The organism is Candidatus Sphingomonas colombiensis (genome assembly GCA_029202845.1).
GTDB lineage: Bacteria > Pseudomonadota > Alphaproteobacteria > Sphingomonadales > Sphingomonadaceae > Sphingomonas > Sphingomonas colombiensis.
Window position 1 is genome coordinate 2,435,059 of sequence record CP119315.1, and the last position, 15,361, is coordinate 2,450,419.

Here is a 15,361-nt window from a genome sequence, read left to right on the forward strand (position 1 = left end):
CACCGCTCTCGAAACCTCATCCGCCACGCAGCGCTCAATAACTCCGTGGCAGCCCCAACACATGCTCCGCCAGAAACGACAGGATGAGGTTCGTCGAGATCGGCGCGACCTGATAGAGCCGCGTTTCGCGGAACTTGCGTTCAACGTCATATTCCTCCGCGAAGCCGAAGCCGCCGTGCGTCTGGATGCAGACGTTGCCCGCCTCGACCGAGGCGTCGGCGGCGAGCATCTTCGCCATATTCGCCTCCGCACCATTGGGCTTGCCGGACTCATATAGCCGGGCGGCCTCATGCACCATCAGTTCGGCGGCGCGCATGTTGGCGTAGGCGCGGGCGATGGGGAAGGAGATGCCCTGATTCTTGCCGATCGCGCGGCCGAACACGTTACGCTCGCCGGCATAATCGACCGATTTCTTCGTGAACCATTTGGCGTCGCCGACGCATTCCGCCGCGATCAGCACGCGTTCCGCGTTCATGCCGGACAGAATGTAGCGGAAGCCCTTGCCCTCGTCGCCCAGCAGGTTTGCCGCGGGGATGCGCATATTGTCGAAGAACACTTCAGTGGTGGCGTGATTCATCATCGTGCGGATCGGGCGGATGGTGAGCGACTTGCCCACAACCTCGCGCATATCGACGATGAAGGTGGAGAGACCGTCGGTCTTTTTCGCCACCTGATCGCGCGGTGTGGTGCGGGCGAGCAGCAGCATCAGATCGGAATGTTCAGCGCGGCTCGTCCAGATTTTCTGGCCGTTGACGATATAATCGTCGCCGTCACGCACCGCCGTGGTGCGCAGCGCGGTGGTGTCTGTTCCGCTGGTGGGCTCGGTCACGCCGAAGGCTTGCAGGCGCAATTCGCCGGTGGCGATCTTGGGCAGATAGGCGCGCTTCTGTTCTTCGGATCCGTGACGCAGGATCGTGCCCATCGTGTACATCTGAGCATGGCACGCGCCGCCGTTACAGCCCTCCGACTGGATTGTCTCGAGGATCGCCGCCGCCGCGGACAGGCCAAGACCGGAGCCGCCAAACTCCTCCGGGATCAGCACCGAGAGATAGCCCGCCTCGGTCAGAGCCTGAACGAAAGCCGTGGGATATTCGCGCTTCTCATCGAGCTTGCGCCAATATTCGCCCGGAAAGTCCGCACACAATTTGCGCACACCCTCGCGGATTTCGGGGAAGTTCTCGTCGTCATAGGGGCTGAGGATCATCATTGCGTCCGGACATGGGGGAGGGAGGCGCGTGCAAAAACCATCCGTGAAAGGACGGATGCGATCAAGCGCCGCATTGGGCGCCGCCAGCCCGCACGGGCCAGCGACGCGAAAACGGGATCAGGGCTTCACGAATTTGTAGACGAACTGATCCGTCTTGCCCCGGATCGAGGGATCGAACACCTTCGCGGTGTGCGGATCGGCCGGGTTGGCATAAAGCGGGCTCGTCGCCGCGAGCTTGAAGCCAACGCTTTCCATCTCCGCCTTGGTTGCCGCCGGGTCGCCGCGATGAAGCGCCTCTGCGGCTGCGAACGGCGTGGCGCCCGCGATCCCGACGTGATCGACCACCAGCAGCACGCCGCCCGGTTTCAGCGCGTCATACAATCGCTTCGCGATCATCGCGCCGGCCCCGGCGGGGGAGCGGGCGAGGTGCAGATCGTGCCAATTCTCGACCGTGATGATCGCATCGAGCTTCTCGGGGAAAGTGAAGCTCGCCAGCGATTCACGATCAGGAACGACATTGGCATAGGGCTTCACCGCCGCATCCTGATCGGTGCCGTAAGCAGCGCGATAGGCGATGAACTCCGCTGGCTGATAGGCATAGACCTTGCCGGTATCGCCAACGGTTTTGGCGAGGATGCGTGTCCAATATCCGCCGCCCATGATGAAATCCGCCACCTTGTCGCCGGGCTTCACGCCCATGAAGGTGAGCAGCTCGGCCGGGTGGCGCGTCGCGTCGCGCGCGCTGTCAGCGGTCGGGCGGGCGGGATCGGCAAGTGCCAGGTGGATTGCATGTTCGCCCATGTCGTGTTGCGCGACAGCGGGCGTGGCGAGCAATAGAGCGGCGAAAGCAGCGGTTGAGATAGCGGCGAATCGCATCTGGTCATCCTCTCTGTTGTTGGGCGTGCTCTATCACATTGCCGCTATCGGCGAGCGCCCCTAGATTCGGGCGGATGTCTGATTATGGCCCCCCCGATCGCTTCAATGAGGAAAAGGCGACTTACGCCGTGCGCGGCGCTGACGCGCCCGATCTGGAGGGCGGGGTCGCCGCAATCCGCAATGTGATGCAGACGCTGCCGCTCAAGCCCGGCGTCTATCGCATGCACGATGCGCGCGGCGACGTGCTCTATGTCGGCAAGGCGCGCGCGCTGAAAAGCCGCGTGACCAATTATACGCAGGTCGAGCGGCTGCCGCGTCGCCTCCAGCGCATGGTGGCGCTGACGCGATCGATGACGATCGTCACGACGAACAATGAGGCGGAGGCGCTGCTGCTGGAAGCGCAGCTCATCAAGCGTTACCGCCCTGCGTATAACGTGCTGTTGCGCGACGATAAATCGTTCCCGTTCATCCTGCTCCGCGCCGATCACGATTTCCCCCGCATCCAGAAGCATCGCGGCGCGCGGCGGGCGAAGGGTGATTATTACGGGCCGTTTGCGAGTGCCGGCAGCGTCAACAACACATTGAACGCACTGCAAAAGCTGTTCCTGCTCAGAAGCTGCACCGATGGCTTCTTCAAGACGCGGGATCGGCCGTGCCTGCTCTATCAGATCAAGCGTTGTGCCGCGCCGTGCGTGGGCCGGATCGACGCGGCGGGCTATGCCGATCTGGTTTCGGACGCGAAGAAGTTCCTTTCCGGCAAGGCGACCGACGTACAGGCCAAGCTCGGCGCGCAGATGACCGCCGCCGCCGAGGCGATGGATTTCGAGCTGGCCGCCGTGCTGCGCGACCGGCTGAAGGCGCTCACCTTCATTCAGGGCAGCCAGTTCATCAACGCCGAAGGGGTGGGGGATGCGGATATCTTCGCGCTTGCCAGCCATGAGGGAGTCATCGGCATCCAGGCGTTCTTCATCCGCGGCGGGCAGAATTGGGGCCACCGCAGCTTTTTCCCGGCGCACACTGCGGATGTGCCGGAGGAAGAGGTGCTCCAGCAATTCCTGATGCAATTCTATGAAGACGTGCCGCCTGCGCGCAGCGTGCTCGTCGATCGCGCGTTGCCCGAAGCGGCGCTGCTTGCCGAGGCGCTGACCGATCTGGCGGGCCGCAAGGTAGCGATCGAAGTGCCGCAGCGTGGCACGCGCCGCCGGTTGATGGATCAGGCGCTGCGCAATGCGGAAGAGGCGCTGGAACGCCGCCTCGCCGAAAGTACGACACAGGCGAAGCTCAATCGGGAGGTCGCCGACCTGTTCGAATTGCCCGAGCCGCCGCAGCGCATCGAAATCTACGACAACAGCCATATCCAGGGGACGAATGCGCTGGGCGCGATGGTCGTTGCGGGGCCGGAAGGGTTTCGCAAAGGCCAGTATCGCAAATTCAACATCCGCAACAAGGATACCGTCCCGGGCGACGATTTCGGCATGATGCGCGAGGTGTTTGCGCGCCGCTTCGGTCGTGCGCTGGAAGAAGACCCGGATCGTGATGGCGACACCTGGCCCGATCTCGTTCTGATCGACGGCGGGCGCGGGCAGCTCAATGCGGCGAGGGCGGTGCTGGAAGAACTCGGCATCGAGGATATCTGCATGGTTGGCGTCGCCAAGGGCCCGCATCATGGCCGCGACGGGCGTGAGGTATTCCACCTGATGGACGGGCGCGAACTGACGCTGCCGGTCAACGCGCCCGTGCTGTTCTATCTCCAGCGGCTGCGCGATGAGGTCCACCGCTTCGCAATCGGCGCGCATCGGCAAAAGCGCGCGAAGGCGATGGGCGCGAGCCCGCTGGACGAAGTGCCCGGCATCGGTCCGGCGCGGAAGAAGGCGCTGCTGATGCATTTCGGCACGGGACGGGCGGTGCGCAACGCGAGCCTCGCCGATCTCCAGAAAGCGCCCGGCGTTTCGGCGGCGGTGGCGCAACAAATATACGATTTCTATCATGCGAAATGATGTGCGTAGGGGTAGGCACTGCTCCCAGGCGTAAGTCACTGAAAAAGTTATTTTGCCGCCTTTGCTCTTTGTTCATCCGTGGTCGCTACGCCGGGACCAATGCACGTTTTCCTGACGATCGACACCGAAGTGAGCTGGCGTCACCATGCCGCCGGATTGCCGCCGGATGAAGTGATCGCCCGTTCATTGGAGCCCGCGGATGTCGGGATAGCGCACCAGCTTGCGGCGCTCGCCCGCCACCGCCTGAAGGCGACCTTCTTCGTCGATCCGATGCCGGCGCTGGCTTATGGTATCGCGCCGATCCGCGCGGTCGTCTCCGCGATCCTTGAGGCGGGGCAGGAGGTGCAGCTTCATCTTCATCCGAATTGGCGCGGGGCGGCGATCGAGGATCGCGCGCGGCACGATCGGTTCGAACTCAGCGCGTTCACGCGCGAGGAGCAGCGCGAGCTTATCGTGCATGCGATGACGCTGCTGACCGAGGCCGGGGCGCCGCTGCCGATCGCCTTTCGCAGCGGGAGCTATGCGGTCAACGACGATACGCTGGCGGCGCTCGCCTCGCTCGGTTTCGCCTATGACAGCAGCCACAATGGCGCCGAATATCCCTGGCCGAGCGGGATCGGCCTGCCGCCGACGCAGATCGCGCCGGTCGCGCGGCTTGGTATGGTTGAGGTGCCGGTGACGGTGATCGAGGACCAGCCGGACGAGCGGCGCCCGTTCCAGATCTGCGCGCTGTCGATCCGGGAGCAGGCCGCCGCGCTCGATCACGCGATTACGGCGGATCATGTCGCGACCACGATCGTCGGGCACAGTTTCGAGCTGGCGGTGCGTGCGGGCACGCGTCCGAACATGGTCCATACGCGTCGCTTCGCGCAATTGTGCGCGTTGCTGGACGAGCGCCGCGCCGATGCGCCTACCGCGCATTTCGTCGATCGTCCGGCGATGCCGCTCGACCGCGCCGATCAGCCACTGCCGCCGGATTACAGCCGCCGTCGGATGCGGCAGGTTGAGCAGGCCTGGTCGAACATCGTCGAGGAGCGCGCGGTGTGAGCGCCAGCGCGCTCAAATTCCAGATCGGCGCACGCACCCTTGCCGAAATTCCGCTGCGGCTCAGGCGCGTCGCGTTGTCGCTCGATCAGGCGTTGGCGGAGCATATGCCCGAATTCCCGCCGCTCGATCCGGTTGAGGCGGGGTATCTCATCACCTCTTTGCCGGACTCGGTGATCTTGCCGTGTCGGGGTATCACCTTCGTTCGGCAGCGTTACGTTCGCTATCACGTCGATCTCGAGAGCCAGGAGCCGGCGTGGCGCGCTGCATTGTCCGGGCAATCGCGTGCGACGCTGAAGCGCAAGGCGAAGAAACTCGCGGCGGCGAACGGCGGCCAACTGGATGTCCGGCGCTATCGCACCCCGGCGGAGCTTGCCGCGTTTCACCCGCTCGCCCGCGCCGTATCGCAGACCACCTATCAGGAGCGGTTGATGGGCTCCGGCCTGCCCGCCGACCCCACATACGGGTTGGAGCTGGCGGCGGCGGATCGGGTGCGCGCGTGGCTGTTGTTCCTCAGCGACGCGCCGATCGCTTATCTGTGGTGTGGCGCGGATGGCGAGACGTTGCGCTATGATTATGTCGGGCATGATCCGGCATATGGCGAGCTATCGCCGGGCAGCGTGCTGCTGGGTGAGGCGCTGACGGATCTGTTCGTCGATCGCTTCCGTCGCTTCGATTTCACCGAGGGGGAGGGGCAGCACAAGCGCGCACTGGCGAGCGGCGGGGTGGCGTGTCGCGACCTGCTGTTGCTGCGTCCGACGTTCGGCAATCGCGCGGCGGTCGCGGCAGTGGGCGGTTTCGACGCCGCGATGCGCGTCGCCGCCCGCGCCGCGCGCACGCCCGCACTGGCGGGTATCGCGAAGCGCATCCGCCGCGCCTGAGCGATAGCGCGAGCAATCGTGAGCGCTATCGCCTACATTCCGCCAATGCATCTGATCGCCGACGCCATCGTCCTCGCCGTTCGCGCGCATGGCGAACATGGTGCGGTGGTACGCGCGCTGACGCCGGCGGAGGGGGTGCAGGCGGGATATGTGCGCGGCGGCCGTTCGCGCCGGATCGGGCCGACGCTCCAGCCGGCGAACGTAATCCGTGGCGAGTGGCGGGCGCGTAGCGACGAGCAGCTCCCCGCGTTGACAGTCGAACTGCTGCACAGCCGCGCGACATTGTTCGCCGCACCATTGCCCGCTGCCGCGATCGAATGGCTCACCGTGCTCACCGCGCTAACCCTGCCGGAGGGGCAAGCTTATCCGCGCCTCCACGATGCGCTGTCGGGCGTGCTCGACGCGATCGAGGCGGCTCCGGCGGCGCGCGGCTGGGCCGGAAGCATCGCGCGTTACGAATTGCTGCTGCTCGCCGAACTCGGCTTCGGCCTTGATCTCAATCGCTGCGTGGTGACCGAAGATGTGGGTGATCTCGCGTTCGTCAGCCCGAAATCCGGCATGGCGGTCAGTCGTGTCGCTGCCGCAGGGTATGAATCGCGACTGTTCGCGTTGCCTGCCTTCCTGCGCGATGGAGGGGAAGCGGATTGGGGCGACGTGTTGGCCGCGCTCGCGCTGACCGGCCATTTCCTCGCACGCGATATCCTGAGCGACCGTCGCGCCGAGCCGTTGGCTGCGCGCGAACGGTTGCTCGAGCGGTTGAAAAGGGCGGTTGCCTGAACTTTGCGACCGCCTAAGAGCACCTGCGAACGAAAGGGACTCTCATGGCATTGATCGCGATCCTCGCCGGCGACGGCATCGGCCCCGAAGTAACCGCCGAGGCGCGCCGCGTGCTTGATGCACTCGGGCTTGATCTCACCTTCGAGGAAGCACTGGTCGGTGGCGTCGCCTATCATGCGACGAGCCATCCGCTGCCGCCCGAAACGCTGGACGTCGCGCGGCGCGCGGATGCGATCCTGTTCGGCGCGGTCGGCGATCCCACCTGTGACGCGCTGGAGCGTCATTTGCGCCCCGAACAGGCGATCCTGGGCCTGCGCAAGGAACTCACCTTGTTCGCCAACCTGCGCCCCGCCAAGCTGTTCGCTGGGCTGGAGGACGCCTCCGCGCTGCGCCCCGAAGTGGCGCGCGCAATCGACCTGCTGATCGTTCGCGAGCTGAACGGGGACGTTTATTTCGGTGAGAAGGGGGTGCGCACCACCCCCGCCGGCCTGCGTCAGGGTTACGACGTGATGAGCTATGACGAGTCGGAGGTGCGCCGCATCGCGATCGCCGGGTTCGAGGCAGCGCGGCGGCGGGGCGGAAAGCTGTGTTCGGTCGATAAGGCAAACGTACTCGAAACCTCGCAATTGTGGCGCGACGTGGTGATCGAGACGGCGGCGGATTATGCCGATGTCGCGCTGACCCACATGTATGTCGACAATGCCGCGATGCAGCTCGTGCGCGCGCCGGGGCAGTTCGACGTGATCGTCACGGGCAATCTGTTTGGCGACATTCTGTCCGATCAGGCGTCGATGTGCGTCGGTTCGATCGGGTTGCTGCCGTCGGCCTCGCTCGATGCGGCGGGCAAGGGGCTGTATGAGCCGATCCACGGTTCCGCGCCCGATATCGCCGGGCAGGGCAACGCCAATCCGTGCGCCGCAATCCTGTCTGCGGCGATGATGTTGCGCCACTCGCTGGCGCAGCCGGAAGCCGCGGACCGGATCGAGGCGGCGGTGGCCAAAGCGCTCGCTTCGGGCAAGCGCACCGGCGATCTCGGCGGCAATTGCTCGACTCGCGAGATGGGCGACGCGGTGCTCGCGGCGCTTTGAGATCGAGGGGCGGCCCGGTTCCGCCCCCTCAAATCCAGGACGGCAGCCAGGTCCAGTAATGGAACGCTGCCGGCCCATCGAGCGCCTGAGCCGATAACGCGGGGAAGAAATACAGCCCGACCGCGAACGCGGCGAGCGTCAGCCCCTCGTCCCATCGGCCCAGCCGCTCCCGCCAATGATCGAAGGCGGTGGCGATCGTGATCACGATGAAGATGCTCGACGGGTAGTAATAATAGTAAAATCCCAATGACTTGGGAATGATCGCGAAGATCGCCACGCTTGCCGTCCACAAGGCGAAGGCGGCGAGCAGCCGGGGGTGGGCGGTCTTCACCCAGCCCCACAGGCACGCCGCCACCGCGACCAGCCCGCCCCACATCAGCAGCGGGTTGCCGATCAGCAGAATGCCGCGTTGCGCGCCCTCGATCGGTTCGTAGAGATACCAGATCGGGCGGATGAGCAGCGGCCAGGTCCACCAGCTCGATTGATAGATGTGCGAAGGCAGCACCTGTACTTGCTGTTCGTACATATATTTCTGCAACGGCAGGAGCCCGTGCCAGGTCAGCGGGTCCGCCTTGAACTGGAACGCCGGGATGAACGTGACGAAATAGGTCGTCACCGACACTACCCCCAGCACGGCCAGCGCAGGTATCGGCCGAAGCCCTGGCCAGCGCCGCACATCGCCGCGTTTCAGCAGCAGGAAGGCGATGGCGGCAAAGGCGACATAGGGCGCGGCGGCCCATTTGCACGCTGTCGCCGCGCCGAGCAGCGCGCTGCCCGTGATCCATTTGCCCCAGCCGCCGCGCTTCATCGCCCACGCGATCATCGTGATCGCGGAGAGGAGGAAGGCAACCATGAACCCATCGAGCGTCGCGACCCGCGCCTGAACGAAGATCGTGAAATTGAGGATAGCCAGCACGCCTGCGAACAGGCTGGTGCGCAGCCGCCCGGTCATCAGTTGGACGATCGCGAACACCGCGATCACCGTCGCCGTGCCCGCCAGCGTGGACATGAAACGCCAGCCCACCGGGGTATCCCCGAACAGGCGGATGCCGATCGCGATCAATTCCTTGGCTAGCGGCGGATGCTCGACATTGAGCAGGCGCGTATGATCGAGGAACGCACGCGCTGCCGGCACGTAGTAGATTTCGTCGAACACGAGCTTGTGCGGCACTGCGACGCGGACGAGAAACAGCGCCTCCGCCACCGCGCCGAGCAGGATTGCGATCGGCAATGGGCTTCGTGGAAGCCAGGAATCGATCGCCGTGCGGGTTTCGCTCATCGGGGCGGGTCTAACGACATGTGTCGCATCGACAAGCCCGCGCATCTTGCGGTGACCGTGGGTTTGCGGGCAAAGGGCTGGCCATGAAACGCCGCACCGGACAAGACCGCTCGATCACCACCAACTGGCGCCCCGCCACCCGCGCGATCCGTGGCGGCACCATGCGATCGGAATTCGGCGAGACCTCCGAAGCGCTGTTCCTCACCTCCGGCTACGCGTACGATTGCGCCGGTGACGCCGCGGCGCGCTTCGCAGGCGAGCAGCAGGGGATGACCTATTCCCGGCTGCAGAACCCCACGGTGCAGATGCTGGAGGAGCGCATCGCGCTGCTCGAAGGGGCGGAGGCGTGCCGCACCATGGCATCGGGCATGGCAGCAATGACGGCAGTGCTGCTGTGCCAGCTTCAGGCTGGGGATCACGTTGTCGCAGGGCGCGCGGCATTCGGTTCGTGCCGCTGGCTGGTCGATACGCTGCTGCCGAAGTTCGGCATTTCGACCACCGTGGTCGACGCACGCGATCCACAGGAATTCGCCGACGCGGCGCGACCGGAAACGAAGGTGTTCTTCTTCGAAACGCCGGCGAACCCGACGATGGATATCGTTGATATGCGCGCGGTTTGCGACATCGCGCGGGAACGCGGCATCACCTCGGTGGTCGATAATGCGTTCGCGACGCCGGCGCTCCAGCGCCCGCTGGAATATGGCGCGGACGTCACCGCTTATTCCGCGACCAAGATGATGGACGGGCAGGGGCGCGTGCTCGCCGGTGCAGTGTGCGGGACGAAGGATTTCGTCGAGAACACGCTGCTCGCCTTCACCCGCAACACGGGGCCGACGCTCTCGCCGTTCAATGCCTGGGTGGTGCTGAAGGGGCTGGAGACACTGGACCTGCGCATCCGCCATCAGTCCGAAAGCGCGCTGAAGGTCGGTCGGTTCATGGAAGGCCGCGTGCCGCGCGTGCTTCATCCGGGATTGCCGAGCCACGCGCAGCACGAACTGGCGATGTCGCAGATGGATGCGACCGGGCCGATCTTCGCATTCGAGGTCGATGGCGGCCGCAAACAGGCTCATGCGCTGCTCGATGCGCTGCAATTGATCGACATTTCGAACAACATCGGCGATTCGCGGTCGCTGATGACGCATCCCGCCACCACCACCCACAATTCGGTCGCCGAGGACAAGCGCATCGAGATGGGGGTGAGCGACGGGATGCTCCGCCTGAATGTCGGGCTGGAGGATGTCGATGATCTGATCGAGGATCTCGATCAGGCGCTGAGAGTCGCGGGATTGTGAAGGCGCTGTTTCCCTATGAGGAAACTACCGATGGCGTGACGGTGCGCGTCGCGGTCAGCTATCTGCCCGAACAATCCGAGCCCGCGCGGGGCCGCTGGTTCTGGGCCTATCACATCCGCATCGAGAATGCCGGCGACCGGACCATTCAGCTTCTCACCCGGCGCTGGACCATCACGGATGCGCGCGGCGCATATCATACGGTGGAGGGCGAGGGGGTCGTCGGCGAGCAGCCGGTGATCGCGCCGGGCGGCAGTTATGATTATGTGTCTGGATGCCCGCTCGCCACTTCGTCGGGCTCGATGCAGGGCAGCTATCGCATGACGGGGGATGATGGCGTGATGTTCGATGTCGGCATCCCGAAATTCGCGCTGCTTGCGCCGGCTGTCGGCGCATGAAGCGCACGCATCTGCCGCTCAATGGGCTGCGTGTGCTGGATGCGGCGGCGCGCCATCTGTCTTTCACCCGTGCGGCGGACGAACTGGCGGTCACCCCGGCGGCGGTTGGGCAGCAGATCCGCGCGCTGGAGGATACGCTCGGCGTCGTGCTGTTCCGCCGCACCACCAAGGGGCTGGAACTGACGCCGGAAGGAGAGGCGGGCCTGGCCGCGCTGCGCGACGGCTTCCTGCATTTCGAGGATTCGGTCCGCGCGATGCAGGCGGGCCAATCGTCCAAATCGCTGACGATCGCCGCACCGCGTGACGTTACCCAGAAATGGCTGATGCCGCGCCTTGCCGAGATTGCGCAGACGGATGGCGAGATGCGTTTCATCCTCGTGGCGGCGGATGACGTGATCGACTTCACTGAGGCCAACCTCGATCTAGCGATCCGCTGGGGCGAAGGCCCCGGCGCGCATGAGGGCGAAGCGCTGGAAAGCGAAGGGATGGTCACCATCCAGCGCCCCGGCGCGGACAGCGATCTGCGAATCGCATGGCCGGGTTGCGGGACCGAGGATGCGAGCGCGCCGATCCGTGTGGCCGATGCCGGTCTCGCGATCGACGCCGCAGCAGCAGGGCTCGGGCGTGCCACGGTGCCGGAATTGCTGGCGGCGCGCGATCTGGCGGCCGGCCATGTGGTCCGCGTCGGGGAGGCGAAGCCGTCGCGGGTGGGCTATTGGCTGGTCGCGCCGCTCCCGCAATGGCGACAAAAGAAGGTTCAGGTGCTGGTCGACGCGCTGACCGCCTGAGATGAAATGGATAGCGGACGCTCTCCCGCGACCGCCAAATTTGAAGCGGGGGCCGCCTTGGTCTATCGGGCTCGCATTCCCGGCACCCCCGGCACCCGAACGGATATCATGACGCTTTATTCCCGCTTTGCTGCACACGTCGATGCGGCGCTCGATGCCCTTGTTGCCGCCGGTTCGCTGCCGGCCGATCTTGATCGTCGCAATGTGACGGTCGAGCCGCCGCGCGACGCGAGCCATGGCGATCTTGCCACCAACGCCGCGATGGTGCTGGCCAAGGCCGCCAAGACCAATCCGCGCGCGCTTGCCGAGCAGATCGCGGGCGAGTTGGGCCGGCTGGATGAAGTGGCTGCGGTGGAGATTGCTGGGCCCGGCTTCATCAACATGCGCCTTACCGACGATACCTGGCGGGTCGAACTCTCGGCGATTCGCGATGCGGGTGGCGATTATGGCCGGTCGCAGCGTGGGCATGGCACGCGGGTCAATGTCGAATATGTCTCCGCCAACCCGACCGGCCCGATGCACATGGGGCACTGCCGGGGCGCGGTGGTGGGCGATGCGCTTGCCGCTTTGCTGGAATTCGCCGGCTATGACGTGACGCGCGAATATTATGTCAACGATGCGGGCGGGCAGGTCGACGTGCTCGCGCGCTCGGCGCACCTGCGGTATCGCGAGGCGCTGGGCGAGGCGATCGGCGATATCCCGGAGGGGCTGTATCCGGGCGATTATCTCGTTCCGGTCGGCCGCTCGCTGGCCGACGAATATGGCGCTCGCTATGTGAACGCGCCCGAAGCCGAATGGCTGGTGCTGTTCCGCACCCGCGCCGTCGATGCGATGATGGCGCTGATCAAGGCCGATCTCGCGCTGCTCGGCATCCATCACGCTGTCTTCGCGTCGGAGGCCGAGTTGCAGGCTGCCGGCAAGCCCGAGGCGGCGGAGAAATGGCTGCGCGCGCGCGATCTCGTCTATGATGGCGTGCTCGAAGCGCCCAAGGGCGAAACGCCCGAGGATTGGGAGCCGGTCGAGCTGCCGCTATTCCGCTCGTCCAAATTCGGCGACGATCAGGATCGCCCGATCAAGAAATCGAACGGCGGCTGGACCTATTTCGGCGCCGATCTCGCCTATCATTTCCAGAAGGCGCAGGCCGCCGACGAACTGATCGACATCTGGGGCGCGGATCACGCCGGCACGGTCAAGCGGATCACCGCCGCGGTCGCCGCGCTGACCGAGGGCAAGACGCGGTTCGACGTGAAGCTGGTCCAGATGGTTCGCCTGCTGCGTGGCGGCGAGCCGGTGAAGATGTCCAAGCGTGCCGGCAATTTCGTCACGCTGGCTGACGTGGTGCGTGAGGTTGGCAAGGATGTGGTGCGCTTCACCATGCTCACCCGCCGCGCCGACGCACAGATGGATTTCGATTTCGCCAAGGTGGTGGAAGCGTCGAAGGACAATCCGGTGTTCTACGTGCAATATGCACACGCCCGCGTCGCGTCGTTGCATCGCCGCGCGGCGGAGGCGGGGATTGACGCGACGAGCCCCGATCTGTCCCGCCTTGATACGGAAGAGCTGGCGCTGGTGAAGCTTGCCGCGCAATTCCCGCGCATCGTGGAAACCGCCGCAGCGGCCCGCGAACCACATCGAGTGGCCTTTTATCTCTATGATTTAGCAGCGGCTTTTCACTCTCTTTGGAATGTCGGCAACGATCGACCAGACCGCCGTTTCCTGGTGGTGGAGGATGCTGCATCAAGCGCGGCACGCTTGCTCTTGGCGGATGGGTGCGCGCAAATTATCCGCAATGGTCTATCCATCATGGGGGTGGAGGCTGTCTCGGAGATGTAAGCCATGACGGGCGCGGACAAGATCGATCTGAACGACCTGGATCGACTGCCCTGGTTGGAGTCGGCGGAGCCGGAGGATGATGGCGAACCGGGCGCGCTGCGCACCGTCGCGCTGGTGATCCTGGGCCTGCTGCTGCTGGCGGGCCTCATTTTCGGTATCTACCGGATGATGCACAATACGGGTTCCGCCAGCGGCAATGGCGGGCTGATCAAGGCGCCGGCCGGCGACTATAAGATCAAGCCTGAGGAGCCGGGCGGGTTGAAGGTCAGCGGTGAGGGTGATTCGGCGATCGCCACCAGTGCCGGCGCCAATTCCTCCGCTGCGATCGATCTGAAGGCGGTTCCGGAAACGCCGATCGATGGTCGCCGCGCCGCGACGAAGGCAGTGCCTGCGCCTGAGGCAGGCACACGCACGGTCGCCGCCGAGGTGCCGCGGGCGGGGCGCAAGCTCACGGCGGCGGAGCCGGTCTCCGCGCCGCGTGCGCCGGTGCCGGGGGCGGGATCGGGCGGCTCGCTCGTCCAGCTTGGCGCTTTCCCGAGCGAGGGAGTCGCCAATGCGGCGTGGAGCGCGCTGGCCAAGCGTTTCACCTATCTCGCGACATTGGGGAAATCGGTGCAGGTCGCGGAGGTCAACGGCCGCAAGGTCTATCGCCTGCGCGTCAATGCCGGCAGCGCGGATGCCGCCTCGGATATCTGCGGACGGCTGAAGGTGGCGGGGGAAAGCTGCTTCGTGACGAGTTGAGCGGCCGTACGCCGCATCACCGCTTTCGCGGTGATCGCGGTGGCGGTATCGCGCTTTTATGAAGCCAGTGATCTTCGGCCTCGCCGGCCCAGCCCTTACCGATGACGAGCGCGCTTTCTTTCGGGAGGCGCAGCCTGCGGGTTATATCCTGTTCAAGCGCAACGTGGTCGATCGCGCGCAGCTTCGCGCATTGACCGATTCGCTGCGCGATCTGGAGGGGCGCGGCGACGTCGCGATCCTCGTGGATCAGGAAGGCGGGCGGGTCGCGCGGCTCGGTCCGCCGGAATGGCCGGCCTTTCCCGCCGGCCCGGCGTTCGACGCGCTATACGAGCGTGCGCCGATGTCCGCGATCGAGGCGGCGCGCGCCAACGCCCATGCGATCGGGCTGATGCTGGCGGAGGTGGGCATCACCGTCGATTGCCTGCCGTTGCTCGATGTCGCGCGCGAGGGGACGACCGAGGCGATTGCATCGCGCGCTTACGGCCATGAGCCAAAGCGCGTCGCGGCGATGGGCCGCGCGACGCTGGAAGGGTTGGCGGCGGGCGGTGTCGTCGGCGTGGTCAAGCATATGCCGGGTCACGGCCGGGCGATCGTGGACTCGCACTATGACCTGCCGACCGTCACCGCCTCTGATGCGGAACTGGAAGAGGATCTCGCCCCGTTTCGTGCGCTGGCCGGCGCGGCGATGGGGATGACCAGCCATATCGTCTATGAGGCATGGGATCGCGAACGCCCCGCGACGCTCTCTCCGATCGTGATCGAGGAGGTGATTCGTCGGCGCATCGGCTTCGACGGCCTTTTGATGACCGACGATATCGACATGAAGGCACTGTCCGGCACAGCGGGCGAGAAAGCCGCTAGCGCGATCGCCGCGGGCTGTGATCTGGTGCTGGATTGCTGGGCGCGGATGGACGAGATGGTCGAGATCGCGGGGCGATTGAGCGAGATCGGGCCGCTTTCCCGTGCCCGCCTCGATCGCGCCATGGCGATCGCGCCCGCGTCAGAGGGCGATTTCGCTACCCTGCTCGCCAAACGTGACGCGTTGCTCGCGGTGATGAACGGGTAAGCCGATGTCGAGGTTTGTCCTCGGCCGGGTTGCAGCCATTCATGGCGTCTTCTGGCGAGGCGACGAGCGGCGGCGAATCTGGCAGGCAGGGCATTCG

14 protein-coding genes are annotated in these 15,361 nt (G+C 65.4%); 11 read left to right on the top strand and 3 right to left on the bottom strand.

Annotated features, from left to right (window positions below; translation table 11 throughout):
* Positions 1 to 34 precede the first annotated feature (34 nt).
* Positions 35 to 1,204 (bottom strand): acyl-CoA/acyl-ACP dehydrogenase, encoded by a 1,170-nt coding sequence (locus P0Y64_11790; protein ID WEK42073.1) that lies wholly within the window; start codon positions 1,202 to 1,204, stop codon positions 35 to 37.
* A 120-nt stretch (positions 1,205 to 1,324) separates the two neighbouring features.
* A complete protein-coding gene (locus tag P0Y64_11795; protein ID WEK42074.1) occupies positions 1,325 to 2,083 on the bottom strand; it encodes a methyltransferase in 759 nt (252 codons plus the stop codon).
* 74 nt (positions 2,084 to 2,157) lie between these two features.
* On the opposite strand from P0Y64_11795, the gene uvrC reads away from it, so the two are divergent.
* The 5 genes from uvrC to leuB all read left to right on the top strand — a co-directional run bounded on the left by uvrC (position 2,158) and on the right by leuB (position 7,870).
* Positions 2,158 to 4,080: an excinuclease ABC subunit UvrC gene (gene uvrC, locus P0Y64_11800; protein WEK42075.1), complete on the top strand. Its 1,923-nt coding sequence runs from the start codon at positions 2,158 to 2,160 to the stop codon at positions 4,078 to 4,080.
* A gap of 99 nt (positions 4,081 to 4,179) precedes the next feature.
* Entirely contained in the window at positions 4,180 to 5,127 is a 948-nt protein-coding gene (locus tag P0Y64_11805; protein ID WEK42076.1) for a polysaccharide deacetylase family protein, read from the top strand.
* A complete protein-coding gene (locus P0Y64_11810) occupies positions 5,124 to 6,005 on the top strand; it encodes a GNAT family N-acetyltransferase (GenBank protein ID WEK42077.1) in 882 nt (293 codons plus the stop codon). The genes P0Y64_11805 and P0Y64_11810 overlap by 4 nt, the downstream gene beginning before the upstream one ends.
* Before the next feature lie 45 nt (positions 6,006 to 6,050).
* On the top strand, positions 6,051 to 6,782 hold the full coding sequence (recO, locus tag P0Y64_11815) for a DNA repair protein RecO (GenBank protein WEK45044.1): 732 nt from the start codon (positions 6,051 to 6,053) through the stop codon (positions 6,780 to 6,782).
* Between the two features lie 44 nt (positions 6,783 to 6,826).
* Positions 6,827 to 7,870, top strand: coding sequence for a 3-isopropylmalate dehydrogenase (gene leuB, locus P0Y64_11820; protein ID WEK42078.1), 1,044 nt, complete (start codon positions 6,827 to 6,829; stop codon positions 7,868 to 7,870).
* A 28-nt stretch (positions 7,871 to 7,898) separates the two neighbouring features.
* Here the strand turns inward: leuB and P0Y64_11825 are convergent, their stop codons facing one another.
* The gene (locus P0Y64_11825) at positions 7,899 to 9,101 is read right to left on the bottom strand and encodes a glycosyltransferase family 39 protein (GenBank protein WEK42079.1); all 1,203 of its coding nucleotides are present in this window, start codon (positions 9,099 to 9,101) and stop codon (positions 7,899 to 7,901) included.
* A 131-nt stretch (positions 9,102 to 9,232) separates the two neighbouring features.
* Between P0Y64_11825 and P0Y64_11830 the strand changes: the two genes are divergently transcribed.
* The 6 genes from P0Y64_11830 to nagZ all read left to right on the top strand — a co-directional run bounded on the left by P0Y64_11830 (position 9,233) and on the right by nagZ (position 15,264).
* Entirely contained in the window at positions 9,233 to 10,441 is a 1,209-nt protein-coding gene (locus P0Y64_11830) for an aminotransferase class I/II-fold pyridoxal phosphate-dependent enzyme (protein ID WEK42080.1), read from the top strand.
* Positions 10,438 to 10,836: a Co2+/Mg2+ efflux protein ApaG gene (gene apaG / locus P0Y64_11835; protein ID WEK42081.1), complete on the top strand. Its 399-nt coding sequence runs from the start codon at positions 10,438 to 10,440 to the stop codon at positions 10,834 to 10,836. Before P0Y64_11830 ends, apaG begins: the two co-directional genes overlap by 4 nt.
* On the top strand, positions 10,833 to 11,624 hold the full coding sequence (locus P0Y64_11840) for a LysR family transcriptional regulator (protein WEK42082.1): 792 nt from the start codon (positions 10,833 to 10,835) through the stop codon (positions 11,622 to 11,624). Before apaG ends, P0Y64_11840 begins: the two co-directional genes overlap by 4 nt.
* Before the next feature lie 108 nt (positions 11,625 to 11,732).
* Complete coding sequence (argS, locus tag P0Y64_11845; GenBank protein ID WEK42083.1) at positions 11,733 to 13,457, top strand: arginine--tRNA ligase; 1,725 nt, start codon at positions 11,733 to 11,735, stop codon at positions 13,455 to 13,457.
* Positions 13,458 to 13,460: 3 nt separating this feature from the next.
* Positions 13,461 to 14,198, top strand: a complete 738-nt coding sequence (locus P0Y64_11850) for an SPOR domain-containing protein (protein WEK42084.1) — start codon at positions 13,461 to 13,463, stop codon at positions 14,196 to 14,198.
* A 58-nt stretch (positions 14,199 to 14,256) separates the two neighbouring features.
* Positions 14,257 to 15,264 (top strand): beta-N-acetylhexosaminidase, encoded by a 1,008-nt coding sequence (nagZ, locus tag P0Y64_11855; protein ID WEK42085.1) that lies wholly within the window; start codon positions 14,257 to 14,259, stop codon positions 15,262 to 15,264.
* The last annotated feature ends 97 nt before the right edge of the window (positions 15,265 to 15,361 follow it).